This is a genomic window from Enterovirga aerilata (assembly GCF_013044135.1).
Lineage (GTDB): Bacteria > Pseudomonadota > Alphaproteobacteria > Rhizobiales > Beijerinckiaceae > Enterovirga > Enterovirga aerilata.
The window spans coordinates 88,031-108,744 of sequence record NZ_JABEPP010000003.1 but is presented as its reverse complement, the minus strand read 5'-3'; the positions used below and the strand labels follow the sequence as shown (position 1 = coordinate 108,744).

Below are 20,714 nucleotides of genomic sequence, written 5' to 3'. Positions count from 1 at the left end.
CGGCGGACTCGCCGTCCCGAGCGCGCGTCACGGAGGAAGGATGCCGAAATCGCGGGCTGAACCGAAGGTGAGCCGCTCCGATCGGGTCAAGGCGAACCGCGTCGCGCTGATGCGCGCGGCTGCCGACCTGATCGGCGAGCGCGGGTACGAGGAGACCTCGGTCGGGCGCATCACGGAGCGCGCCGGCCTCGCTCACGGCACGTTCTATCGCTATTTCGAGTCGCGTCAGGATCTCTTCGACGAGCTGTTGCCGACCGTCGGGAACGAGTTGCTGCAGCAGCTGCGCGCGCGTGTCTCGGGCGCGCGCGACGTTCTCGACCTGGAGGAGCGGGGCTTCCGGGGCTTCTTCGACTTCCTTGTCGAGCATCCCGGGTTCTACCGTCTGCTGAACGAAGCCGAGACAGCGGCGCCGGCCGCGTTCCAGGAGCACATCGACAATCTCGCGCGCCATTACGTGTCGGCCCTCGAACGGAGCCGGGCGCGAGGCGAATTGCCCGGCTTCGAGGCGCGCGAGCTGGAGGTGCTCGCCTTCATCCTGATGGCTGCCCGGTTCTACATCTATCTTCGCTTTTCGAAGGTCGAAGGCGGAGCCGGGCCGATCCCGGACTGGGTGGTCGCCGCCTACATGAAATTCGTGACCTTCGGGCTGGCCGGCGCACCTCCCGAGCGGACGCGAAAATCCGCTCCGGAGGCGGACGGGACATCGGAGCGCGCTGCGACCCGGCGGCGGCGCTCGACTTCCAGATCAAGGGCAAGCGGGGAGACGCAGCAGTGAGTGAAGCGATGCAGGTCGGAGTGGTGGGAGCGGGGCTGATGGGCTCCGAGATCGCTCTCACCTTCGCGGTGGCCGGGTTCGAGGTGGTTCTCGTCGATCGCTCGGCCGAGCTCCTGGCCGGCGCCGTCACGCGGCTCCATTCCGTCTACGACCGCGGCGCGCAGAGGGGAGCGCTCCCGGCCGGCGGGAAGGAGGCTGCGCTCGCGCGACTTGCGACCGCGCCCGATCTGGCGGCCCTCTCCCGGTGCGGCTTCGTCACCGAAGCGGTTTTCGAGCAGGAGGACGTCAAAGCGGAGGTGTTCCGGCAGCTCGACGCGATCTGCGCGGCCGAGTGCATCCTGGCGACGAACACCTCGACCATCCCGATCTCGTCTCTCGCCGCACAGGTCGGCCCCGAGCGGCGGAAGCGCTTCATCGGCACGCACTACTTCTCGCCCGTCACGCGGATGAAGCTCGTCGAGGTCATTCCCGCCTTCGACACCGCCCGCGAGATCGTTGAGACGACGCTCGCCCTCTGCGCCCGTATCGGGAAGACGCCGATCGAGATCAAGGACGTCGCGGGCTTCGCCGTGAACCGGCTTCTGCACGCCTTCATGATCGAGGCCGTAAGGCTCGTCGAGGAAGGCGTGGCCACGCCCGCCGACATCGACACCGCGTGCCGGCTCGGCCTCGGGCACCCGATGGGCCCGTTCGAGCTCATGGACGCCACGACCTCGAGCCTCTGCCTGCAGGTCCAGGAGATCCTGCAGGAGGCCTATGGCGAGCGTTTCCGGCCACGGCCGCTCCTCAAGCAGCGCGTGAAGGCAGGACTCGCCGGCGGTCGCGGCAAGCCGGGCTGGCGGTCGGCGAGCTGAGCAGCATCCTCCCCTTCCCTGATCAGGGGATCACAGGCGGCTCCCAGGTGCCGAGATCTCCCGGCCCTGCGGATTGCCGGACGCCCTGTCCGCAGCGCCCACCTCGCCGCCGGGATGAGGACGTCGGCCGCTATTCCACGAACTCGACCACGGTGCCCTTGCCCACCTGGCTGGCGAGGTCCTTCACGTCCCAGTTCGTGAGCCGGACGCAGCCATGCGAGGCGGTCTTGCCGACCCGCTCCGGCTCCGGCGTGCCGTGTATTCCGTAGCTCTCGGCCGTCAGGTCCAGCCACACGGCGCCGACCGGATTGTTCGGGCCCGGAGCGATCTCGACCTTCTTCTTCGCGCTCTGGCCCTTGAAGGCGTAGTCCGGGTTGTAGGTATAGGTCGGGTTCGCGGCGATCGCCCTGATTTCGAACCTGCCGGAGGGCGCCGGCTTCTCGTCCGAGCCGACCGAGGCCGGGTAGGTCGCGACGAGCTTCCCGTCCCGGTCGAAGGCGCGGACCGTCTTCCTGGCCTTGTCCACCTCGATCCGGCCGACCTTCGGGCCGCCGTTCCCCGGCTTCGGGTCCGGCCGGGCGGCCGGCACTGTGATCTCCTCGCCCGCCTCGAACCGGGCCCTCGGGTTGAGCGCCTTCAACAGCGCCGGGGCGACGTGGAACCGTTCCCCGAGCGCCTCCTCGGGCGAGGTGTAGCCGAGGCTCTTCAGGCTCGCCATCTCCTCGTAATCCTTCGGGATCCTCTCCAGGAAGGGGCCCTTCACGTCCTCCTTCGCGATCGTGTACGGGACGAGGATCGGCCCCTCCGAGCTCCCGACCAGCCTGTCCCAGATCTCCTGCGTCAGCTTGCCCGCGGGCTGGAGGCCGTTCGCGATCGCGAAGGCGTCGAGCGCGTTCGCAAAGTTCTCACCCATCCGGCCGTCGATCGAGCCCGGCGAGAAGCGCAGGCGATCGAGCAGGACCTGCGCACGCAGCACGGCGGGATCGACGCCCTCCCGCGCAGGCCCGCCCGGCTTGAACGCCGCCTCGTTCACCTCCGCGGCGGTGAGCGCCGCAGCCGCCCCAGCCTGGGCCAACCACAGGAGCGCGGCAAGCCAGAGCGGCGCCCGACTCATCCTCGCCCATCCAGCCAGGCCGAACATCTCCCCCTCCCTGCAGGCGGGGGCTCAACGGAGGCGCGAAGGGAAAGTTCAACGCGCCGCAACACGCTTTCGCGGCGCTTCCTTGCCGGGCGGGGGCGGAGAACCTAAAAACGAAGCGGCCCGACTGCGTAGCTCAATCGGATAGAGCGTCGCGCTTCGAACGCGAAGGTTGGGGGTTCGAGTCCCTCCGCGGTCGCCAACCCGTCCGGCAGGTCGGTCCTCAGCCGATCAGGATGAGGTTCGCCGCGAGCGCGAGGGAGCACACCAGCACCTCCGCGATGACGATCCGTACCATGCTCGCCTCCCGGCTTACGGAAAGAGACTAGCTCGGGCGACCGTCGCGAGTCCGTGCCCTGAAGCACACACCCGCAGCCATTAAGATCGCGTTGCCGGACGGACGGCGTCCCCCGGACGGGGTATCGGATCACGCCGGCGATCGCTGCGGCCGCAGCGCTCCTGACAGGATCCTCCAGGCGGGCGCGACCATGAAGCTCGCGACCGGGATGAGCGCGGCCCCCACGACGAGGCCGACGATCCCCGAGCCTGCCGCCGTGACGAGCCAGGCGACCGCCCCTGCGGCCGCTGGCAGGGCGGCGCCGGCCACCTCCGCCGCATGGTGGATGGCATGGCCGATGGCGGGCCAGCCGTATTCCTCGAGCCCGTGGACCAGGATCCCGCCGCCGACCCAGATCATGGCCGCGGTCCCGACCACCCCGAGCAGCTTCAGGAAGACGGGCATGCCGAGCACGAGCGCCCGCCCGACCGCCCGGGACAGAGAGCCGAGGGCGGATCGGCTGCGGTTCGCCGCAAGCGCGATCCCGGCATCGTCCGCCTTCACGATGAGGGCGACGCCGCCATAGACCGCGACCGTGATCCCGACCGCGACGACCGCCATGATGATCGCCCGCATCGCCAAGCCACCCTCCGGTATCGCCGCGAGCGTGATCGCCATGATCTCGGCGGACAGGATGAAATCCGTCTTGATCGCGCTCGCCACCTTCTGGTCCTCGACCGTGCGGGCGTTGAGAGCCACGGGCGCGAGCTGGGCCTCGTGCGCATGGGCATGGTGCGGGAGAACCGCCTCCAGCACCTTCTCGGCGCCCTCGTAGCAGAGATAGGCGCCGCCCAGCATGAGCAGCGGCGTGATGGCCCAGGGCGCGAGCGCGCCGAGCGCCAGCGCCGCCGGCAGGAGGATCAGGAGCTTGTTGCGCAGCGACCCGATCGCGATCCGGCCGACGATCGGCACCTCGCGCTCGGCCGCGAAGCCCGTCACGTAGCGCGGCGTCACGGCCGCGTCGTCGATGACGACGCCGGCCGCCTTCGCGCCCGCCTTGGCGGCCTGGCCGGCGACGTCGTCGAGCGATGCGGCGGCGACCTTGGCGAGGCCCGCCACGTCGTCCAGGAGGGCGATCAGTCCTATGCTCACGTCAGCTCCGCACGTTCCGGCTTGCGCGGGACAGAACGCGCAGGCGCCGATTCCGTCGCAGGACGTGGACGACCCGCGCCGATACGGGTCCGGCAGCCGCCGTATTCCCGCGCGGGCAGGCCTCCGGTCCCGGCCGAGGGACCGCTTGCGCCGGGGCCGGCGAGGGCGTTTTATGGCCGCGCTTGCCGGCTCGCCTCCAGCCCAGGAAAGTGCCCTGCCCCATGAGTCCTCGCGCCCGCCTCTCCCGCCGCTCGCTCCTCTGGGCCGCCATCGTCTGCGCAACCCTGTCCGGCCCGGCCCTGGCGCAGCAGCAGCAGACCCTGAAGGTCGGCTCCACCCCGACCGGCATCCCGTTCACGTTCCTGGACACGCAGAGCAACAAGATCCAGGGCATCATGGTCGACATCGCGGAGGCGATCGGCAAGGATGCGGGCTTCGCCATCCAGGTCGAGCCGATGCAGTTCTCCGCGCTGATCGGCTCGCTCACCTCCGGCCGCATCGACCTGATCGCGGCGGCGATGTACATCACCGACGCCCGCAAGCAGGTGATCGACTTCTCCGGCCCGATCTACACCTATGGCGACGGGCTCTTCGTGCCGAAATCCGACACGAAGGAATACCGGGACATCAACGACCTGAAGGGCATGGCGGTCGGCGTGCAGGTCGGCACGGCCTTCGTGGAGCCCTTGCAGAAGAGCGGCCTCTTCAGCGAGGTGAAGCTCTACGACACCATCCCGGACATCCTGCGCGACGTGAATGCCGGGCGGATCAGGGCGGGCTTCGCCGACTACCCGATCGTCGCCTACAACCTGCAGCAGGGCCGCTTCCCCGAGGTACGGCTGGTCAGGGGCTACAAGCCGATGGTGGTCGGCTCCGTGGGCATCGGGGTGCGCAAGACCGACGGCGAGCTGCTCAGGAAGGTCAACGCCTCGCTCGACAAGCTGAAGGCCGACGGCACGATCAAGAAGATCCTCGCCAAGTGGGGCCTGGAGGAGTAGCGGCGCCCCTCGTCACGGCCGGGCCCCGCCCCGGCCGGCCCGAGCCTCGGGCGCTCGCGGCCGCGAGCGTCCGCATCGGTGGGACGGGCGGGGTGACGCAACCGAACCCGACCGCCCAGGTCGCCCGGCCTGATCCTCCGCCGCCCCATGGACACCTTTCTCAGGCAATCGATCGAGTTCCTGCCGATCCTGGCCCAGGGGCTCCGGCTGACCGTCATCGTTACGATCGGCTCGCTCGCGCTCTCGACCGCGCTCGGGCTCGTCTGGGCGCTGATGCGCGTCTCCGGCAACCGTTGGCTCGCCGGCTTCGCCAAGAGCGTCGTGAACGTGATCCGGGGCATCCCGATCATCGTGCAGCTCTTCTACATCTATTTCGTCCTGCCGGATTTCGGCATCTCGCTGACCGCGCTCCAGGCCGCGATCATCGGGCTCGGCGTCGCCTATTCGGCCTACCAGTCGGAGAACTTCCGGGCCGGGATCGAGGCGATCGACAGGGGGCAGCTCGAGGCCGCGCAATCCATCGGCATGGGCTGGTGGCTCACCATGCGGCGGGTGATCCTGCCGCAGGCCTTCAAGATCGTCCTGCCGCCCTACGGCAACATCATGATCATGATGCTCAAGGATTCCTCGCAGGCTTCCACCATCACGGTCGCGGAGCTGGCGCTGCAGGGCAAGCTGATCGCGTCCTCGACCTTCCAGAACACGACCGTTTTCACGCTGGTAGCCGCGCTCTATCTCTGCATGAGCCTGCCGCTCATCTGGATCGTCGGCCGGCTCGAACAGAGGTTCGGCCGGCGATGATCGAGCTCGTCGACGTCCACAAGCGCTTCGGCTCGCTGGAGGTGATCAAGGGCATCTCGGCGAGCGTCGCGGCGGGGGAGGTCGTCTGCATCATCGGGCCGTCGGGCTCCGGCAAGTCCACCATCCTGCGCTGCATCAACGGGCTTGAGAGCTACGAGGCGGGGACGATCACGGTCGAGGGCGTCAAGGTCGACCGCGACGCGCCCTCGATCACGGCCGTGCGCACGCAGGTCTCGATGGTATTCCAGCGCTTCAACCTGTTCCCGCACAGGACCGCGCTGGAGAACGTCGTCGAGGGTCCGATCTACGTGAAGCGCGAGGCGCGCGACGCCGCCATGGAGCACGGCCGCCAGCTCCTGGAGCGGGTCGGGCTCGCGAACAAGGCCGGGTCCTACCCGCACGAGCTCTCCGGCGGGCAGCAGCAGCGCGTCGCGATCGCCCGCGCCCTCGCCATGCGGCCGAAGGCGATCCTCTTCGACGAGCCGACCTCGGCGCTCGACCCCGAGCTCGTCGGCGAGGTCCTCGCCGTGATGCGCCTGCTCGCCGAGGACGGCATGACCATGGTGGTGGTGACCCACGAGATCTCCTTCGCCCGCGAGGTCGCGGACCGCGTGCTCTTCCTCGACCACGGCGTGATCGTCGAGGAGGGCAAGGCGGCCGAGGTCCTGTCGGCCCCGAAACACGCCCGCACCCAGGATTTCCTGCGCCGCGTCCTGCGGCCGATCTGAAGCCATGACCGAACCCTTCCCGCTCGCGCCCGCGCTCTGGGCGGCCACCGCCCCGCCTCCCCCGCCGACACCGCCGCTCGGGGCTCCGGCCACGGCGGACGTCTGCGTGGTCGGTGGCGGCTATGCGGGGCTGTCCACGGCGCTCCATCTCGCCGAGCGCGGCGTGAAGGTGGTCGTGCTCGAGGCGAAGGAGCCGGGCTGGGGCGCATCCGGCCGGAACGGCGGCCAGGTCATCCCGGGCATCAAGTACGACCCGGACGAGCTCGAACGGAAGTTCCCGGACACGGCCGAGCGGCTCATCCCCTTCGTCGGCGGCACGGCGGACGCGGTGTTCGGCCTGATCCGCCGGCATGGGCTTGACGTGCCCCACCTCCAGGCCGGCTGGATCCAGGGCGCGCATACGCCGGCCTCGGTCGAGACCGTCCGCTCGCGCGCCGAGCAATGGGCGCGGCGCGGCGCGCTCGTCGAGGTCCTGGACAGGGCCGCGACCGAGCGCCTGCTCGGCACGCCGCAATACGATGCGGGCTGGATCGACCGCCGCGGCGGCGCCGTGCAGCCGCTCGCCTATGCGCGCGAGCTCGCGCGCGTCGCCATCGCGGCGGGCGCGGCGGTCCATGGCGGGACGCGCGCCACCGGGCTCTCGCGCCAGGGCGGCCGCTGGACGGTCGCGACCGACAGAGGTGCGACCGTCACGGCCGATCGCGTCGTCCTCTGCACGAACGGCTATACGGGCGACCTCGTCCCCAAGCTGCGCGAGACGATCATCGCGCCGAACTCGTTCCAGATCGCGACGGCGCCGCTCTCGGACAATCTGCGCAAGTCGATCCTGCCCGAGGGGCAGGTCACGTCGGACACCCGCAAGCTCCTGCTCTATTTCCGGCTCGACCATACCGGCCGCTTCCTCATGGGCGGGCGCGGCCCCTTCCGCGAGCCGAAGGGGCCGGCGGACTGGGCGCATCTCGAACGCGTCATGGTCAAGATGTTCCCGCAGCTCGGAGGCGTCCCGATCGAGTACCGCTGGTGCGGGCGGGTCGCGCTCACGCGCGATTTCCTGCCCCACCTGCACGAGCCGGAGCCCGGCCTGACTATCGATATCGGCTGCATGGGCCGCGGCGTCGGCCTGCAGACCGCGATGGGAATGGCGCTGGCGGAATACGTGGCGACGGGAGACAGGACGGCCCTGCCCTTTCCGATCATCGGGATCAGGCCGCTGCCGCTCCATGCCCTGCACAGGGCCTATGTGTCGGCCATCATCGCCTGGTACCGCCTGACCGACGGCGGCGTGAAGGCCGCCGCCTGAGCCGGATCAAGCCGGCGCGCGCCACCGGGCTGCGTCCGCGGCCGAGAGCGGCACCCGGCGCAGCGGGCCGCCCTCCCCGTCACGCCGCAGCCCATCGGCTTGGTCGCGCTGCCTGTCGATCATCGCCGCCTGCGCGCGGATGAGCTGCTGCTGCTTGCGGATGAGGTCGCCTGCCTCCGAGCGCGCCCGGCCCGCGCGGCGCACGATCGAGTTCGGCTCCGGTACGGGACGGCCGAGGCGGCGGGCCTCGCGCAGCCATTCGATCGTGGCGATCTGGGCATGGCCGAGCGCCTGCTGGGGCGTCTCTCCCCAGGCCATGCAGCCGAGGAGGTCGATCACCTGCGCCATGTAGCCGCCTCCCTCCTCCTCGCCGAGCTGCGTGACGACGACGGGATAGAAGGGGCCGCTCATCGGGATCCTGGGGCCGAGCTGCTGGGCTGCGCCAATTCCCCATTCTGCGCCGGCGTGGTTAACGGCCGGTATAGGGCCGCCGCTTGATCGGGCGCCGAAAAGGGCGGACACGGCCGCCATGAAACTCTCGAGCGACGAGATCGAACGCTATGCCCGCCACCTCGTCCTGCGCGACGTCGGCGGCCCCGGCCAGGCGAAGCTCCGCGCCGCGCGCGTCCTGGTGATCGGCGCGGGCGGGCTCGGCTCGCCCCTCATCCAGTATCTCGCCGCGGCCGGGATCGGGACCATCGGCATCGTGGACGACGATACGGTCTCGCTGTCCAATCTCCAGCGGCAGGTCCTCCACGCCACACCCGATATCGGGCGGCTCAAGGTCGAGAGCGCCGCCGACGCGGTGCGCCGCCTCAATCCCGGCGTCGCGATCGCGGCGCACCGGACGCGGCTCGACCCAGAGAACGCGCGCGCTCTCGTGCGGCCCTATGACATCGTGGCGGACGGCTCGGACAATTTCGCCACCCGCTATGCGGTCTCCGATGCCTGCTTCTTCGAGGGAAAGCCGCTCGTCACCGCCGCGCTTGGCCAGTTCGACGGCTCGCTCACCACGATCCGGGCGCACGAGACGGGTCCGGACGGCAGGCCCAACCCGACCTATCGCTGCCTATTTCCCGAGCCGCCGCCGGCGGGCACCGTTCCGACCTGCGCGGAGGCGGGCATCCTGGGCGCGCTGGCCGGAGTGATGGGCTCGCTCATGGCCATGGAGGTGATGCGCGAGATCGTCGGCTTCGGCGAGGGGCTTGTCCGCCGCCTCCTCATGGTGGACGCGCTCGCGATGCGGTTCGAGACGCTGCGCTACGGCTGGGACGAGGCGAACCCGCTGAGCGGGACGGCCGCTGCCGCGCAGCCCGCGCCTCAGCCGTAAGCGGCGAGGATCAGTTCGACTTTGCCGCGGATGTGGCGGCGCATGAGTGCGGCGAGCCTCTCGCCGTCGCGGGCCCGGAGGAGGCGCAGCATCTCCTCATGCTCGTCCACGGCGCGCCTCCACTGCTCGGGCGTCTTGTGCGCCGCGTAGCGGGCCCGCTGGATACGGCCTGACAGCGTCGCATAGATCCCCTGCAGCGTGGCGTTGCGTGCGGCTGCCATGATCGCCTCGTGGATCTCGCGGTTGAGCGTGAAATAGGCGACGTTGTCCTCGCGCTTCCACGCCTCGACCATGCGGGCGTGCTTCTCCCCGATCGCCTCGATCTCCCGGTCCGTGATCGACCGGCAGGCGAGCTCGGCGGCCGTGGCTTCCAGCCCGGCCACCACCTCGATCGCCTCGCCCGTCTCCTCGGCCGAGATCGAGGCGACGCGCGCACCCTTGTTCGGCAGGAGTTCGAGCAGCCCCTCGGTCGCCAGGATCTTGATCGCCTCGCGCAGCGGCGTGCGCGAGATGCCGAAGCGCTCGGAGAGTTCGAGCTCGTTCACCCTCGCGCGGGGCTCGAGCTCGCCCTCCCGGATGAGCTCGCGCAGGCGGTCCGCCACCTCGTCGTGGAGATAGCGGCGCCTGATCGCGGCCTGTCTGATCGGCTGGCTCATCGGGGCCTCGATGCGGCGTCGAGCACGCGCGCGACATGGACCGCCTCGCGCCCGGCGCCGTCATGGATCTGGTGCCGGCAGCTCGTGCCGTCGGCCACGACGAGGTCGTCCGGCCCGGCCTTGCGGACCGCCGGCAGGAGCGAGAGCTCGGCCATGGCGAGGGAGATGTCGATGGTCCTGGCACCATACCCGAAGGCGCCGGACATGCCGCAGCAGCTCGATTCGATCGTCCTGACCTCCAGGCCGGGCACTGATTTCAGCACCGTCTCCACCGCACCCATGGCCCCGAACGACTTCTGATGGCAATGGCCGTGCAGATGCGCGACGCGCCCGCCCTGATCCGAGAGCGGGAGCGCGATGCGCCCGGCCGCGAGATCGGCCGCGATCGCCTCCTCGAAGAGGAACGAGGCCTGCGCGAGCGGCTCCACCTCGCCCTTCGGCAGGAGCGCGAAGAACTCGTCCCGGAAAGTCAGGAGGCATGAGGGCTCGAGCCCGACGACGCGAGCGCCCTTCGCCACGAAGGGGGCGAGCGCGCCCAGCGTGCGGCGCGCCTCGCGCCGCGCATCCTCCACCAGGCCCGCGGAGAGATAGGTGCGGCCGCAGCAGAGCGGGCGCAGCCCGTCGGGTGGAGCGACGCGGTGCAGCCGGTAGCCGGCGGCGCGGAGCACGCGCTCGGCCGCCTCCAGGTTCTCGCGCTCGAAAGTGCGGTTGAAGGTGTCGCCGAAGAGCACGAGGTCGAGCCCATCGCCGGCGACCTCCGAAGGGGAGGCGGCGGGTCCGCTCTCGCGCCAGGGCCTGCGCCATTTCGGGAGCGTGCGCCGGGCCGAGAAGCCGAGATAGCGCTCCGTCGCGCGTGCCACCGGGCCGATGCGGTCGCGCAGGTTGAGCAGGGGCGCGAGCCTGGATGCCACCGGCGCGTAGCGCGGCAGATGCGCGATCAGCCGCTCCTTGAGCGGCAGCCCGTGCCGGGCATGGTAGTGGTGTAGGAACTCGATCTTCATCCGCGCCATGTCGATTCCGGTCGGGCATTCGCGGCGGCAGCCCTTGCAGGAGACGCAAAGGTCGAGCGTCTCCTTCATCTCCTGTGACGTGAAGGCGTCCGGCCCGAGCTGGCCGGAGATGGCGAGCCGCAGCGAGTTCGCCCGGCCGCGGGTGACGTGCTGCTCCTCGAGCGTCGCCCGGTAGGACGGGCACATCGTGCCGGCCAAGGTCTTCCGGCAGGTGCCGTTGTTGTTGCACATCTCGACCGCCTGGCCGAAGGAGCCCCATTCGGACCAGTCGAGCACCGCCCGGGGCGGCTCCGTGACCTTGTAGCCGGGCGGGAAACGCATGAGCGCACGGTCGTCCATGCGGTGCGGGCGCACGATCTTGTTCGGGTTCAGCCGGTTCTCGGGGTCGAACCCGTCCTTCACCTCCTCGAAGGCCCTGACCAGCCGCGAGCCGAACATGCGCTCGTGGAATTCGGAGCGCGAGATGCCGTCGCCGTGCTCGCCCGAATGCGAGCCCTCGAAGCGGCGGACGAGATCGCAGGCCGCCTCCGCGATCTCGCGCATGGCGCGCGCGCCGGCCTCGTCCTTCATGTTCAGGATCGGCCGCACATGCAGGCAGCCGACGGAGGCGTGCGCATACCAGGTGCCGACCGTGTCGTAGCGGCTGAACAGCTCGGTGACGGCGTCCGTGTAGTCGGCGAGGTGCTCGAGCGGCACCGCGCAATCCTCGATGAAGGAGACCGGCTTTCCGTCGCCCTTCATCGACATCATGATGTTGAGGCAGGCCTCGCGCACGTCCCAGACCGAGCGCTGGCGCGGCGGCTCGACCACCTCGACGACCGCCTCCGGGAAGCCGTGATCGGCCATGCAGGCATCGAGCCGCCGCAGGTCCTGGCGGAGGCTGGCGAGATCGTCGCCCGCGAACTCGACCAGGAGGAGGCAGTTCGGCTGCCCCTTGGTGATATCGGCGAGCGTGCGGCGGAAGAGCGGGATGTCGGCCCCGAGCACGAGCACGTTGTTGTCGACGAGTTCGACCGCGACCGGCCCGAGCGCGACGAGATGGCGGGTCGTCTCCATGGCCGAGCGGAAGGACGGGAAATGGCAGACGCCCATCACGCGATGCGCCGGCAGGCGCGATAGCTTGAGCGTCACCTCGGTCGTGAGGGCGAGCGTTCCCTCCGAACCCACGAGGAGATGGGCGAGGTTGGGCTGCTCGGGCAGGAGCGCATCGAGATTGTAGCCGCCGACCCGGCGCTGCACCTTCGGGAACATGCGCAGGATCTCGTCCCGCTCGCGATCCGCGAGCGCGACCATGCGGTCGGCGAGGCCGGCAGCGCGCTCCGATCCGGCGAAGCCGGCCGCATTGCCGCCGCGCGGCCCGGCCGTGATCTCGTCGCCCTCGGGGAGGAGCGCCCTGAGCCCCAGCACGTTGTCGACCATCTTGCCGTAGCGGATCGAGCGGGCGCCGCAGGAATTGTTCCCCGTCATGCCGCCGATCGTGCAGCGGCTCGCCGTCGAGGGCTCGACGGGGAAGAACAGGCCGTCCTTGCGAAGCCGCGCGTTCAGGTGCTCGAGCACGAGCCCCGGCTCGACGACCGCGACCCCCGCCTGCGCGTCGACAGAGCGGATCGCCTTGAGGTGCCGCGAGCAGTCGAGCACGAGGCCGAAGCCGATCGGCTGGCCGTTCTGCGAGGTGCCGCCGCCGCGCGCGATCACCGGCAGGCCGTGCTCGCGCGCGATGGTGAGCGCCGCCTGGATGTCCGCCACGCTCTTCGGGAAGAGAACACCGGCCGGCATGATCTGGTAGATCGAGGCGTCCGTCGCGTAGCGCCCGCGCGTGAATGCGTCGAACGCGACCTCGCCCTCCAGAGCCTTGGATAGCCGGCGCTCCAGGCCGAGATCGCGCGAGATCGCGGCCGCCTTCTGCATGTTCATTCTTGTCCGTGTCCCGGCCGGCTTGACGCGTCGGCCCGCAAAGATAATACAAAATGCAATCTGGGCAACAGGCCGTACCCGCCGGCCAGGGAGGACCCCCGATGAGCTATCAGGCCGGCCGTCATTTTCTGCAGATCCCGGGGCCGACGAACACGCCGCTGCCGGTGCTCGCCGCCATCGCGAAGCCGACCATCGACCATCGCGGGCCGGAATTCGGCAGGCTGGGCCGGGAGGTACTGGCCGGCATCAAGACGATCTTCAAGACCGAGAACCCGGTCATCATCTACCCGGCCTCCGGCACCGGCGCGTGGGAGGCGGCGCTCTGCAACACCCTCTCGCCCGGCGACCAGATCCTCATGTTCGAGACCGGCTGGTTCTCGACGCTGTGGAGCAAGATGGCAAAGAAGCTCGGGCTCGAGGCCGAGGTGATCCCGGGCGACTGGCGCCATGGCGTCGATGCCGGCGCGATCGAGGCGCGGCTTGCCGAGGACAAGGATCACAGGATCAAGGCCGTGTGCATCGTGCACAACGAGACCTCGACGGGCGTGACCTCGCGAGTCGCCGCGGTGCGGCGCGCGATCGACAAGGCCGGCCATCCGGCCCTGCTCCTCGTCGATACGATCTCGTCGCTCGGTTCGATCGACTACCGGCACGACGAGTGGGGCGTCGACGTCACGGTCGGCGGCTCGCAGAAGGGCCTGATGCTGCCGCCCGGCCTCTCCTTCAACGCGATCTCGGACAAGGCGCTCGCGGCTTCCAGGACCGCGAAGCTGCCGCGCTCCTTCTGGGACTGGGAGGAGATGCTGGAGATCAACGCCAAGGGCTTCTTCCCCTATACGCCCTCGACGAACCTGCTGCAGGGCCTCAACGTCGCGCTCGGCATGCTGCACGAGGAAGGGCTCGACAACGTCTTCGCACGCCACGACCGCGCCGCGGAGGCGACACGCCGCTGCGTGCGTCATTGGGGCTTCGAGATCCAGTGCGCCGAGCCGGCCGAGTATTCCTCCTCGCTCACCGCTGTGCGCCTCCCCGACGGCCATTCGGCCGACAACCTGCGCGCCGAGATCCTCGCGCGGTTCAACATGTCGCTCGGCAACGGGCTCGGGCCCCTCGCGGACAAGGTGTTCCGCATCGGCCATCTCGGCGATTTCCACGACCTGATGGTCACGGGCGTGCTGACCGGGGTGGAGATGGGGCTGCGCGTCTGCGGCATTCCGCACAATCCGGGCGGCGTGGACGTCGCCATGAGCTATCTCGCCGGCAATGCCGGACCCGGTGCCACTCCGGCCAATTGATCGAAGGCTCCGCCTCGACCCTCGCAATGTCATCCACTCGCGTCATGGCCGGGCCAAGCCCGGCCATGACGCCCGGACACTCTGAATCGGAGACCGAACCATGCTCACGCTCGACCAGGCCCACAAGATCATGCACGCCGCGCTCGACGAGGGCACGAAGCGCAATCTGAAGCCGCTCTCCGTGCTCGTGCTCGATGCCCGCGGCGCCCTGAAGGCAGCCGCCTCGCAGGACGGCACCTCGCTCTCCCGCGACAAGGTCGCCTACGGCAAGGCCTTCGGCGCGCTGTCGCTCGGGCTCGGCTCCCGCGCGCTGCACCGCCGGGCGGAGGAGCAGCCCTATTTCATCTCGGCCGTGAACGGCCTTCTGGGCGGCGCCCTGGTGCCTGTCCCCGGCGGCGTCCTGATCAAGGATCAGGCCGGGACGATCCTGGGCGCGGTCGGCATCTCGGGCGACACGTCCGACAACGACGAGGCCTGCGCGGCGGCCGGGATCGCGGCCGCGGGGCTCGTGGCCGACGCCGGCTAGGACGCAGGCGGCCAGCGGCCGGAGCGAAGCATCGGGAGTACCCAGCCAGGGTGGTAGTCCCCGCCCGGCGATTCTTGCACGCTGATCCGGCGTGGCGAGTTGCCGAGGCGCTTGGATGCAAGCCGACACTGGCACGATTTTCCCGATCCGCGGACGGGGGCTGGAGCGCGCGCTCCTGGCCGGCGGACCGACCGAAAGTCCCGGCGCCGCCGAGCAGATCGGAACTTCGAGCCAGCGCGAGGCTTCCGGGTCGCCTCGGGGCGACGTCTTCGTCGAGCTCGTCAGGCGCCCGGAGGAGCTGTTCCTCCTCCGGGAGGAATGGGACCGCCTGTATGGCAGGGCGAGCGAGCCCTACATGTGGCAAGGCTACGAGTGGATCCGCACGGTGTGGGACCTACTGGCGGAGCCGCAGGGACACGGGCTCCACTGCATCATCGTGCGCAACGCGGGTCGGATCGTCCTCATCTGGCCGCTCGCACTTGTCCGGCATCGTCGATTGTGGACGGCGGTCGTCCCGCTCGCGGGCCTGGGAGACTATCACGACATCCTGGTCGAGGCCTCGCCGGAGAGCCTGCGCTTCGCGCGTCTTGCCTGGACATTTCTGCGCCGGAGCTGTCCGGCTGACCTGATCAGGTTCGACCACGTCAGGGCGGACTCCCTTCTGTTCAAGGTTCTCTGCGAGGACGGGATCGCTCCCCGCTGGGGGGAGCCTTCGCCCTACATCGCCTGGAACGACACGCCGGACTGGGATTCCTACTGGCGCTCCATTGGCAAGAGCCTGCGCGGACATGTCGACCGGTCCTATCGGCGCCTGGGCGAACGCGGGGCCGTCGCGCTCGAGCTCATGACAGGCGGAGAGCGGTACGGTCAGGCGATCGCGTGGATGCTGCGCCATAAGAGGGATTGGCTCGTCAGGAAGCGGCACAGCTCATCCACCTGGCTCGGATCGACCGGCTACGAGAGGCTGCTCGCCTCCGCGCCCGATCGGATATCGAAGGACGGGCATATCGCGGTCTTCGCTCTGACGCTGGATGCCGAAATCCTGGCGGTACAGGTCAATTACGTCGAGCCCAGCCGCGTGCTCTTCATGCACCCTGCCTACGATCCTGCATATGAGAAATATCGACCCGGCCATATCCTGATGAAACTTGTTCTGCGCTGGACGCTCGAACAAGGAAAATCGTACGACTTCATGTACGGCGCCCAAGACTACAAGCTGCAGTTCAGCAAGTCCCGCGAAGAGATCGCGATCATGTCCGTTCCATGCACGATACGGGGGCACCTGCACGAGCGCATGACGGCGTGCATCCGCGCTCTGCGGTCCAGTCGTCTCGGTTCCCTGATGAAGAGCGAAGCTCGACCGGGCCCGGTCGGCTCCGAGCGCTCCCGGCACCTGCGCAGCGCGGCGCCTGCTTCGGCAGGTCCCTGACCGGCGCTCCCCGGACAGCTCCCGCGAGATATCGCGGCGGTCCGATCCGTCGCCCCAGGAGAAGGAGGCCGCGGCGTCGGTCCGAGCACCGCGCCGCCGCGCCGCCCCGAACGGATTTGCAGGGCCTCCGAACCGGCCTACCCTCGCCTCGCCATGGAGATCGCGGACGCGACGAGAACGACGGAGCAGATCGAGCGGCCGCCCCAGGAGGCCGGGTGGTCGCGCCAGTTCCGGGACCTGTCCGACTGGATGGGCGAGGCCCTCGGCACGCTGAGCGCCGCGGAGACGGTCGCCCTGTCGGCCATCATCGCGGCAGGCTTCCTTCTGGCCTGGCGCGCAGCGCGATGAGCCCTGCGCCGGCGGGCGGGCACCGGACAGGCTGCGTCGGCACCCTGTCCGGCGATCCTGCCGTCCCGGCCTTCGGGGGCGCCGGCCTAGCTCGTCCTGAGCCTCTCCTGCGCCGTCCCCGGCCGATACCCGGGCGTCCGAGCCGGAGCGCGGGCCGTCTCCGGCCTGCCCTCGCGGCGAAGCCGGATCGCGACATAGGCGCCTGCCGCGATCAGAATGCCGGCATTGAGCCACACCCAAGCCGGAACAACGAAGGTCTGCATCGTTCGTCTCCAGGTTCTCGGTGACGGATGGCCGACCGGGATGGTCCCGGTCAGGCCTGATGCTTGAGGGCATGCTCTCCGGCTGCCCGGCGGGTCAGGACGATGCCCAGCGCGACGACCCCTGCGGCACAGAGCGCCGAGACGGGCAGCTCGATCCGGTGCAGGACGGCGTCGCCGAGCATCCCGACGAGCCACGGATCGGAGACCAGCATGTCTCCGGCAACCCAGCCGAGCAGGGCCGCCCCCGCCCAGACGAGGATGGGGAACCGCGTGAGGAGCGCCATGATGAGGGCCGCTCCGGCCACGATGAGGGGGATCGAGATCGCAAGCCCGACGATCAGAAGGGTGGTCGAATCCTTCGCCACCGCCGCGATCGCCAGCACGTTGTCCAGGCTCATCACCGCATCCGCGATCGCGATCGTGCGGACGGCATGAAGGAGGCGGTCCGTCTCCTTCACGCCGCCGCCCTCGTCCTCCTCGCCGAGGACCAGCTTGACCGCGATCCAGAGCAGCAGACAGCCGCCGACGATCTTCAGGAACGGCGTGGAGAGCAGGGTCGCGACCAGGACCGTGAACACGATCCGCAGCGCGACCGCGACGAGCGCGCCGAGGATCATCCCCGCGCGCTGCTTGGATTCGGGGAGGCCGCGGCAGGCCATCGCGATCACGACGGCGTTGTCGCCCGACAGGATGATGTTGATCCAGATGATCTGGACGAGCTTGAGGAGATCGGGGGCTAGGCTTTCCATGAGCAGGTACCAGAATTTAGGAGGCGCCCGGGTCGGGCGGAACGATCGTGCCGCCGCGTCCCGACCGGGACAGGCCAGGCGCGCCGGGACGGCGCACCCGCCGAGGCGAGGTCACGTCAGGAATTCGTGATGGCCACCGGCGCTCGGCCGCGCCGGTCCGGCCGGCTCAGGCGCGCGGCGGGCCGGTCGCCCGATGGGCGCAGCAGCGGGGGACCGCCGGGGAGGCGGCCAGGGACAGGACACGCGCGCGGCTGCCGTGCCTGGCCATGCCGTCGGTGACGGGGGCGGGCCGGTCTCTGTCCGTGTCGGGATCTTCGTCCGGCTCTTCGACCGAGCCGAGCGCCGCGAGGACGAGGCCCGTCCCGCGCTCCGGCCCGGAACCGGCTATCCCGGCTGCCGGGAGGCCGCCGGCGCCCGGGACCAAGGGCAGCCCGCGCAGGTCCGGAATCAGCATCGCGACCAGCGCGATCAGCGCCAGCGCGATCTGCACGAAGCTGCCGCGAGGGCCAGCTCCAGCCAGCGCTCCCTCCCTGGGGCTCACGGTCGAGCCCGATGCAGCCTCGGCAGGCGAGCCCGGAATGTCAAGATTCAGGCCGGGGTCAGGTCATATGCGACTGGAGGGCACGCGGCGTTCTCGGCGCTCCAGCCCGTTCGATGCCGTCCGGCAGGCGCGGGAGCGCCATGCCGAACGGGCGGAAACGATGTGCTTGCCCCGCGTGGCGGGGAGCGGGCTCAGCGCGCCGCGACCACCGCGATCTCGACCGTGAATTGAGGCGCCGCGAGCTTCGCCTCCACGCAGGCGCGGGCCGGCGTGTTGCCCGGCGAGACCCAGGCGTCCCAGACGGCGTTCATCTCGTTGAAGGTGCCGATATCGGTGAGCCAGATCGTGGCCGAGAGGAGCTTCGACTTGTCCGTGCCGGCTGCGGCCAGGAGCTCGTCGGTCTTGGCCAGGATGTCCCTGGTCTGGTCGGCGACCGAGGCGCCAGGCGCCCGCTGCGCCACCTGCCCGGCCAGGTACACGGTGTCGCCGTGGACGACGGCCTGGCTCATGCGGGCCCCGACCTCGATACGCTTGATGTCCGTCATCGCGATGTCCTTGCTTCTCTTGGTTGATCGTCACGCCGCCGCACGCCGGCGCGGGCTCGTCTCGAACAGGCGGCCGGCTTCCGGCCGCGCATCCTCGATCCCGGCAAGCCGGAGGCTGTGCCATGCCATGGCATGGTTGCTCGATGTAACCGGAATCCCGATCCGGTTCTCGATCCGCGCGGCGACCTCCGCCACGCGCAGGCTCGTGCAGGAGACGAAGACCGCCTCAACGCCGGGCGTCCGGGCGAGTGCCTCGGCCCCCTTCTCGATGGACGCGACCGAGATGCGGGCCGCCTCCCGGTCGTCCTGTCGGTTGAAGGTCGCGTTCGCCGCCACCCTGACGCCGCGGCCCTCGAAATAGCGGACGAGGTTCCGGTTGATCTCGGGCGAATAGGGCGTCAGGAGGCCGATCGACCTCACGCCGAGCGCATCGAAGGCCGCGAAGGCCGCCGTCACCGGCGTCGTGCAGGCGATGCCGGGCCGCGCCTTCCTGATCTCGGCGAAGACCGCCTCCTCGCCGAGGGTCATCGTGGCCGAGGTGCAGCCGAAGGCGACGACGTCGAGCGGAAGCCCCGGCAGGATCAGCTCGACGCAGGGGGCGATGCGCGGCCCGATCGCCCGGAGCGTCTCCGGCGTGATGTCGGCATCGTTGAACAGCCTCGCCTCGTAGAAGGCGATGCCCGGTCCGGCGACGAGCATCCGGTACTCGTGCTCGATGGTCTGGTCGGTCGCGAGGACGACGAGGCCGATCGCGGCCCGGTAGGGGATGCCGCCGTCGAGCTCCGACGGGAGGATGCCGAGATCGGCGGTCGAGCTGGTGCTGGGCATGACAGGTCCTCTCAGGCCGCGAGCAGGCCGTCCATGGGAATGGCCGGAATCCGGCCGGCGATGAGGTCCGCCGTGATCCGGGCCGACCCGTGCGACATGGTCCAGCCGATATGGCCGTGACCCGTGTTCAGGTAGAGGTTGCCGTAGCGCTGGCGCCCGAAGAACGGCAGGTTCGTCGGCGTCATGGGCCGCAGCCCGGCCCACATCTCGGCCCGGTCGTAATCGGCGCCGTCCGGGTAGAGGTCCTGCGTCACACCCTTCATGAACGCGAAGTCCGACGGCTTGTGGCGGAGGTCGTAGCCTGCGAACTCGGCCGTGGCCGTCACCCGCAGGCGGTCACCGAAGCTCGTGATCGCGACGAGGTTGTGCTCGTCGACGGACGCGACCGTCGGGGGCCGCGGGTGGTTGCCGACCGGGATGGTCAGTGAATAGCCCTTGATCGGATAGATCGGCAGGTCGATGCCGATCCGCCGGCCGGCCTCGGCGCTGTGGCAGCCGAGCGCGAGGACATAGGCGTCGCCCCTGACCTCACCCTTGTCCGTCTCGACCCCCGCGATCGCGTCTCCGTCCGTCCTGATCGACCTGATCGTGGTGCCGGTCCGCAATTCGCCGCCACGCTCGGCGACCTTGGCCGCAAGTCCGCGCGTGAACAGCGCCGAATCGCCCGTCTCGTCCGTCGGGCAGTAGATCGCGCCCGCGATCTTGTCCGCCGCCGCGCCGAGGCTGGGATCGAGCGCCACGACCCCGGCCCGGTCGAGGATGCGGATCTCCTGCCCGTCGGATTCCAGCAGCCGCATCTGCGCGATGCCGCGATCGAGCGCCTCCTGCGAGCGGTGCAGGTACAGGATCCCGCGCGTATTGCGGTCGTAGCGGATGTCCTCGTCGGCGACGACCTGCTGCAGCACGGATTGCGAATAGGCCGCGAGGCGGTGCTTGAGGAGCGTGTTGCGCTTGGCCTTCTCGGCCGTGCATTCCATCAGGAACTTCCACGACCAGGTGTAGAGGCGCGGATCGGCCGAGAGCTTGAAGCGGAGCGCCTGGTCCTTCTGGAAGAGCGATTTCAGCAGGATCATCGGCGCTTTCGGCGACGACCAGACGAAGGAATGGCCCGGCGCGACCATGCCGGCATTGCCCCAGCTCGTCTCGCTCGCGACCTGCGGCTGACGCTCGACGACCACGACCTCGTGGCCGTCCTTCTGAAGTTGATAGGCCGTCGTCACGCCGACGACGCCGCCCCCCAGCACCACGACCCGCATT

The 20,714-nt window shown here is 69.8% G+C and carries 22 protein-coding genes and 1 tRNA gene; 12 read left to right on the top strand and 11 right to left on the bottom strand.

Features of this window, described 5'->3' with window-relative positions; genetic code table 11:
- The first annotated feature begins 67 nt into the window (after nt 1–67).
- Together HJG44_RS10480 and HJG44_RS10475 are read left to right on the top strand one after the other, a co-directional pair.
- On the top strand, nt 68–775 hold the full coding sequence (locus HJG44_RS10480) for a TetR/AcrR family transcriptional regulator (RefSeq protein ID WP_210261056.1): 708 nt from the start codon (nt 68–70) through the stop codon (nt 773–775).
- Nucleotides 772–1,629 (top strand): 3-hydroxyacyl-CoA dehydrogenase family protein, encoded by an 858-nt coding sequence (locus tag HJG44_RS10475; RefSeq protein WP_210261055.1) that lies wholly within the window; start codon nt 772–774, stop codon nt 1,627–1,629. Before HJG44_RS10480 ends, HJG44_RS10475 begins: the two co-directional genes overlap by 4 nt.
- Nucleotides 1,630–1,759: 130 nt before the next feature.
- Here the strand turns inward: HJG44_RS10475 and HJG44_RS10470 are convergent, their stop codons facing one another.
- The gene (locus HJG44_RS10470) at nt 1,760–2,743 is read right to left on the bottom strand and encodes a L,D-transpeptidase family protein (RefSeq protein WP_171218329.1); all 984 of its coding nucleotides are present in this window, start codon (nt 2,741–2,743) and stop codon (nt 1,760–1,762) included.
- 149 nt (nt 2,744–2,892) lie between these two features.
- Between HJG44_RS10470 and HJG44_RS10465 the strand changes: the two genes are divergently transcribed.
- A tRNA-Arg gene (locus HJG44_RS10465) sits at nt 2,893–2,969 on the top strand.
- 225 nt (nt 2,970–3,194) lie between these two features.
- Here the strand turns inward: HJG44_RS10465 and HJG44_RS10460 are convergent.
- On the bottom strand, nt 3,195–4,196 hold the full coding sequence (locus HJG44_RS10460; RefSeq protein ID WP_171218328.1) for a DUF808 family protein: 1,002 nt from the start codon (nt 4,194–4,196) through the stop codon (nt 3,195–3,197).
- 221 nt (nt 4,197–4,417) lie between these two features.
- Here HJG44_RS10460 and HJG44_RS10455 point away from each other — a divergent pair, with 221 nt between their 5' ends.
- From HJG44_RS10455 to HJG44_RS10440, 4 genes are all read left to right on the top strand, one after another.
- On the top strand, nt 4,418–5,194 hold the full coding sequence (locus tag HJG44_RS10455) for an ABC transporter substrate-binding protein (protein ID WP_171218327.1): 777 nt from the start codon (nt 4,418–4,420) through the stop codon (nt 5,192–5,194).
- Nucleotides 5,195–5,341: 147 nt separating this feature from the next.
- A complete protein-coding gene (locus HJG44_RS10450; RefSeq protein WP_171218326.1) occupies nt 5,342–5,995 on the top strand; it encodes an amino acid ABC transporter permease in 654 nt (217 codons plus the stop codon).
- A complete protein-coding gene (locus HJG44_RS10445) occupies nt 5,992–6,723 on the top strand; it encodes an amino acid ABC transporter ATP-binding protein (protein ID WP_171218325.1) in 732 nt (243 codons plus the stop codon). Before HJG44_RS10450 ends, HJG44_RS10445 begins: the two co-directional genes overlap by 4 nt.
- A gap of 4 nt (nt 6,724–6,727) precedes the next feature.
- On the top strand, nt 6,728–8,023 hold the full coding sequence (locus HJG44_RS10440) for an NAD(P)/FAD-dependent oxidoreductase (RefSeq protein ID WP_171218324.1): 1,296 nt from the start codon (nt 6,728–6,730) through the stop codon (nt 8,021–8,023).
- Between the two features lie 6 nt (nt 8,024–8,029).
- On the opposite strand, the gene HJG44_RS23305 is transcribed toward HJG44_RS10440, so the two are convergent.
- Entirely contained in the window at nt 8,030–8,434 is a 405-nt protein-coding gene (locus HJG44_RS23305; RefSeq protein WP_174873188.1) for a type II toxin-antitoxin system HicB family antitoxin, read from the bottom strand.
- 118 nt (nt 8,435–8,552) lie between these two features.
- On the opposite strand from HJG44_RS23305, the gene HJG44_RS10430 reads away from it, so the two are divergent.
- Entirely contained in the window at nt 8,553–9,353 is an 801-nt protein-coding gene (locus HJG44_RS10430; protein ID WP_171218323.1) for a HesA/MoeB/ThiF family protein, read from the top strand.
- Here HJG44_RS10430 and HJG44_RS10425 read toward each other — a convergent pair.
- Complete coding sequence (locus HJG44_RS10425; RefSeq protein ID WP_171218322.1) at nt 9,344–10,009, bottom strand: GntR family transcriptional regulator; 666 nt, start codon at nt 10,007–10,009, stop codon at nt 9,344–9,346. The two genes, HJG44_RS10430 and HJG44_RS10425, sit on opposite strands and share 10 nt — an antisense overlap.
- Nucleotides 10,006–12,927 carry an FAD-binding and (Fe-S)-binding domain-containing protein gene (locus tag HJG44_RS10420; RefSeq protein ID WP_246736212.1) on the bottom strand — a complete coding sequence of 974 codons (2,922 nt, stop codon included), beginning with the start codon at nt 12,925–12,927 and terminating at the stop codon, nt 10,006–10,008. Before HJG44_RS10420 ends, HJG44_RS10425 begins: the two co-directional genes overlap by 4 nt.
- Before the next feature lie 107 nt (nt 12,928–13,034).
- Here HJG44_RS10420 and HJG44_RS10415 point away from each other — a divergent pair, with 107 nt between their 5' ends.
- The 4 genes from HJG44_RS10415 (at nt 13,035) to HJG44_RS10400 (ending at nt 16,531) form a co-directional block, all read left to right on the top strand.
- Complete coding sequence (locus tag HJG44_RS10415; RefSeq protein WP_171218320.1) at nt 13,035–14,228, top strand: pyridoxal-phosphate-dependent aminotransferase family protein; 1,194 nt, start codon at nt 13,035–13,037, stop codon at nt 14,226–14,228.
- A gap of 100 nt (nt 14,229–14,328) precedes the next feature.
- Nucleotides 14,329–14,754 carry a GlcG/HbpS family heme-binding protein gene (locus HJG44_RS10410; protein WP_171218319.1) on the top strand — a complete coding sequence of 142 codons (426 nt, stop codon included), beginning with the start codon at nt 14,329–14,331 and terminating at the stop codon, nt 14,752–14,754.
- Nucleotides 14,755–14,869: 115 nt separating this feature from the next.
- Nucleotides 14,870–16,183, top strand: coding sequence for a GNAT family N-acetyltransferase (locus HJG44_RS10405; RefSeq protein ID WP_171218318.1), 1,314 nt, complete (start codon nt 14,870–14,872; stop codon nt 16,181–16,183).
- Nucleotides 16,184–16,336: 153 nt separating this feature from the next.
- Nucleotides 16,337–16,531: a hypothetical protein gene (locus HJG44_RS10400; protein WP_171218317.1), complete on the top strand. Its 195-nt coding sequence runs from the start codon at nt 16,337–16,339 to the stop codon at nt 16,529–16,531.
- Nucleotides 16,532–16,617: 86 nt separating this feature from the next.
- On the opposite strand, the gene HJG44_RS10395 is transcribed toward HJG44_RS10400, so the two are convergent.
- The 6 genes from HJG44_RS10395 to HJG44_RS10370 all read right to left on the bottom strand — a co-directional run bounded on the left by HJG44_RS10395 (nt 16,618) and on the right by HJG44_RS10370 (nt 20,713).
- On the bottom strand, nt 16,618–16,794 hold the full coding sequence (locus tag HJG44_RS10395; RefSeq protein ID WP_171218316.1) for a hypothetical protein: 177 nt from the start codon (nt 16,792–16,794) through the stop codon (nt 16,618–16,620).
- Between the two features lie 50 nt (nt 16,795–16,844).
- On the bottom strand, nt 16,845–17,543 hold the full coding sequence (locus HJG44_RS10390; RefSeq protein ID WP_171218315.1) for a TerC family protein: 699 nt from the start codon (nt 17,541–17,543) through the stop codon (nt 16,845–16,847).
- Between the two features lie 166 nt (nt 17,544–17,709).
- A complete protein-coding gene (locus tag HJG44_RS10385) occupies nt 17,710–18,033 on the bottom strand; it encodes a hypothetical protein (RefSeq protein ID WP_171218314.1) in 324 nt (107 codons plus the stop codon).
- Between the two features lie 242 nt (nt 18,034–18,275).
- Nucleotides 18,276–18,629: a RidA family protein gene (locus tag HJG44_RS10380; RefSeq protein ID WP_171218313.1), complete on the bottom strand. Its 354-nt coding sequence runs from the start codon at nt 18,627–18,629 to the stop codon at nt 18,276–18,278.
- Nucleotides 18,630–18,659: 30 nt separating this feature from the next.
- Entirely contained in the window at nt 18,660–19,457 is a 798-nt protein-coding gene (locus HJG44_RS10375; RefSeq protein WP_171218312.1) for a maleate cis-trans isomerase family protein, read from the bottom strand.
- Between the two features lie 11 nt (nt 19,458–19,468).
- Nucleotides 19,469–20,713 (bottom strand): D-amino acid dehydrogenase, encoded by a 1,245-nt coding sequence (locus tag HJG44_RS10370; protein WP_171218311.1) that lies wholly within the window; start codon nt 20,711–20,713, stop codon nt 19,469–19,471.
- Nucleotide 20,714: the final 1 nt, after the last annotated feature.

What these genes read in the sequence shown, in the direction of transcription:
- HJG44_RS10470 (WP_171218329.1), bottom strand. Translation starts at nt 2,743, where the DNA reads ATGAGTCGGGCGCCGCTCTGGCTTGCCGCGCTCCTGTGGTTGGCCCAG.
- HJG44_RS10455 (WP_171218327.1), top strand. Translation starts at nt 4,418, where the DNA reads ATGAGTCCTCGCGCCCGCCTCTCCCGCCGCTCGCTCCTCTGGGCCGCC.
- HJG44_RS10450 (WP_171218326.1), top strand. Translation starts at nt 5,342, where the DNA reads ATGGACACCTTTCTCAGGCAATCGATCGAGTTCCTGCCGATCCTGGCC.
- HJG44_RS10445 (WP_171218325.1), top strand. Translation starts at nt 5,992, where the DNA reads ATGATCGAGCTCGTCGACGTCCACAAGCGCTTCGGCTCGCTGGAGGTG.
- HJG44_RS10440 (WP_171218324.1), top strand. Translation starts at nt 6,728, where the DNA reads ATGACCGAACCCTTCCCGCTCGCGCCCGCGCTCTGGGCGGCCACCGCC.
- HJG44_RS23305 (WP_174873188.1), bottom strand. Translation starts at nt 8,434, where the DNA reads ATGAGCGGCCCCTTCTATCCCGTCGTCGTCACGCAGCTCGGCGAGGAG.
- HJG44_RS10430 (WP_171218323.1), top strand. Translation starts at nt 8,553, where the DNA reads ATGAAACTCTCGAGCGACGAGATCGAACGCTATGCCCGCCACCTCGTC.
- HJG44_RS10425 (WP_171218322.1), bottom strand. Translation starts at nt 10,009, where the DNA reads ATGAGCCAGCCGATCAGACAGGCCGCGATCAGGCGCCGCTATCTCCAC.
- HJG44_RS10420 (WP_246736212.1), bottom strand. Translation starts at nt 12,927, where the DNA reads ATGCAGAAGGCGGCCGCGATCTCGCGCGATCTCGGCCTGGAGCGCCGG.
- HJG44_RS10415 (WP_171218320.1), top strand. Translation starts at nt 13,035, where the DNA reads ATGAGCTATCAGGCCGGCCGTCATTTTCTGCAGATCCCGGGGCCGACG.
- HJG44_RS10410 (WP_171218319.1), top strand. Translation starts at nt 14,329, where the DNA reads ATGCTCACGCTCGACCAGGCCCACAAGATCATGCACGCCGCGCTCGAC.
- HJG44_RS10405 (WP_171218318.1), top strand. Translation starts at nt 14,870, where the DNA reads ATGCAAGCCGACACTGGCACGATTTTCCCGATCCGCGGACGGGGGCTG.
- HJG44_RS10400 (WP_171218317.1), top strand. Translation starts at nt 16,337, where the DNA reads ATGGAGATCGCGGACGCGACGAGAACGACGGAGCAGATCGAGCGGCCG.
- HJG44_RS10395 (WP_171218316.1), bottom strand. Translation starts at nt 16,794, where the DNA reads ATGCAGACCTTCGTTGTTCCGGCTTGGGTGTGGCTCAATGCCGGCATT.
- HJG44_RS10390 (WP_171218315.1), bottom strand. Translation starts at nt 17,543, where the DNA reads ATGGAAAGCCTAGCCCCCGATCTCCTCAAGCTCGTCCAGATCATCTGG.
- HJG44_RS10380 (WP_171218313.1), bottom strand. Translation starts at nt 18,629, where the DNA reads ATGACGGACATCAAGCGTATCGAGGTCGGGGCCCGCATGAGCCAGGCC.
- HJG44_RS10375 (WP_171218312.1), bottom strand. Translation starts at nt 19,457, where the DNA reads ATGCCCAGCACCAGCTCGACCGCCGATCTCGGCATCCTCCCGTCGGAG.
- HJG44_RS10370 (WP_171218311.1), bottom strand. Translation starts at nt 20,713, where the DNA reads ATGCGGGTCGTGGTGCTGGGGGGCGGCGTCGTCGGCGTGACGACGGCC.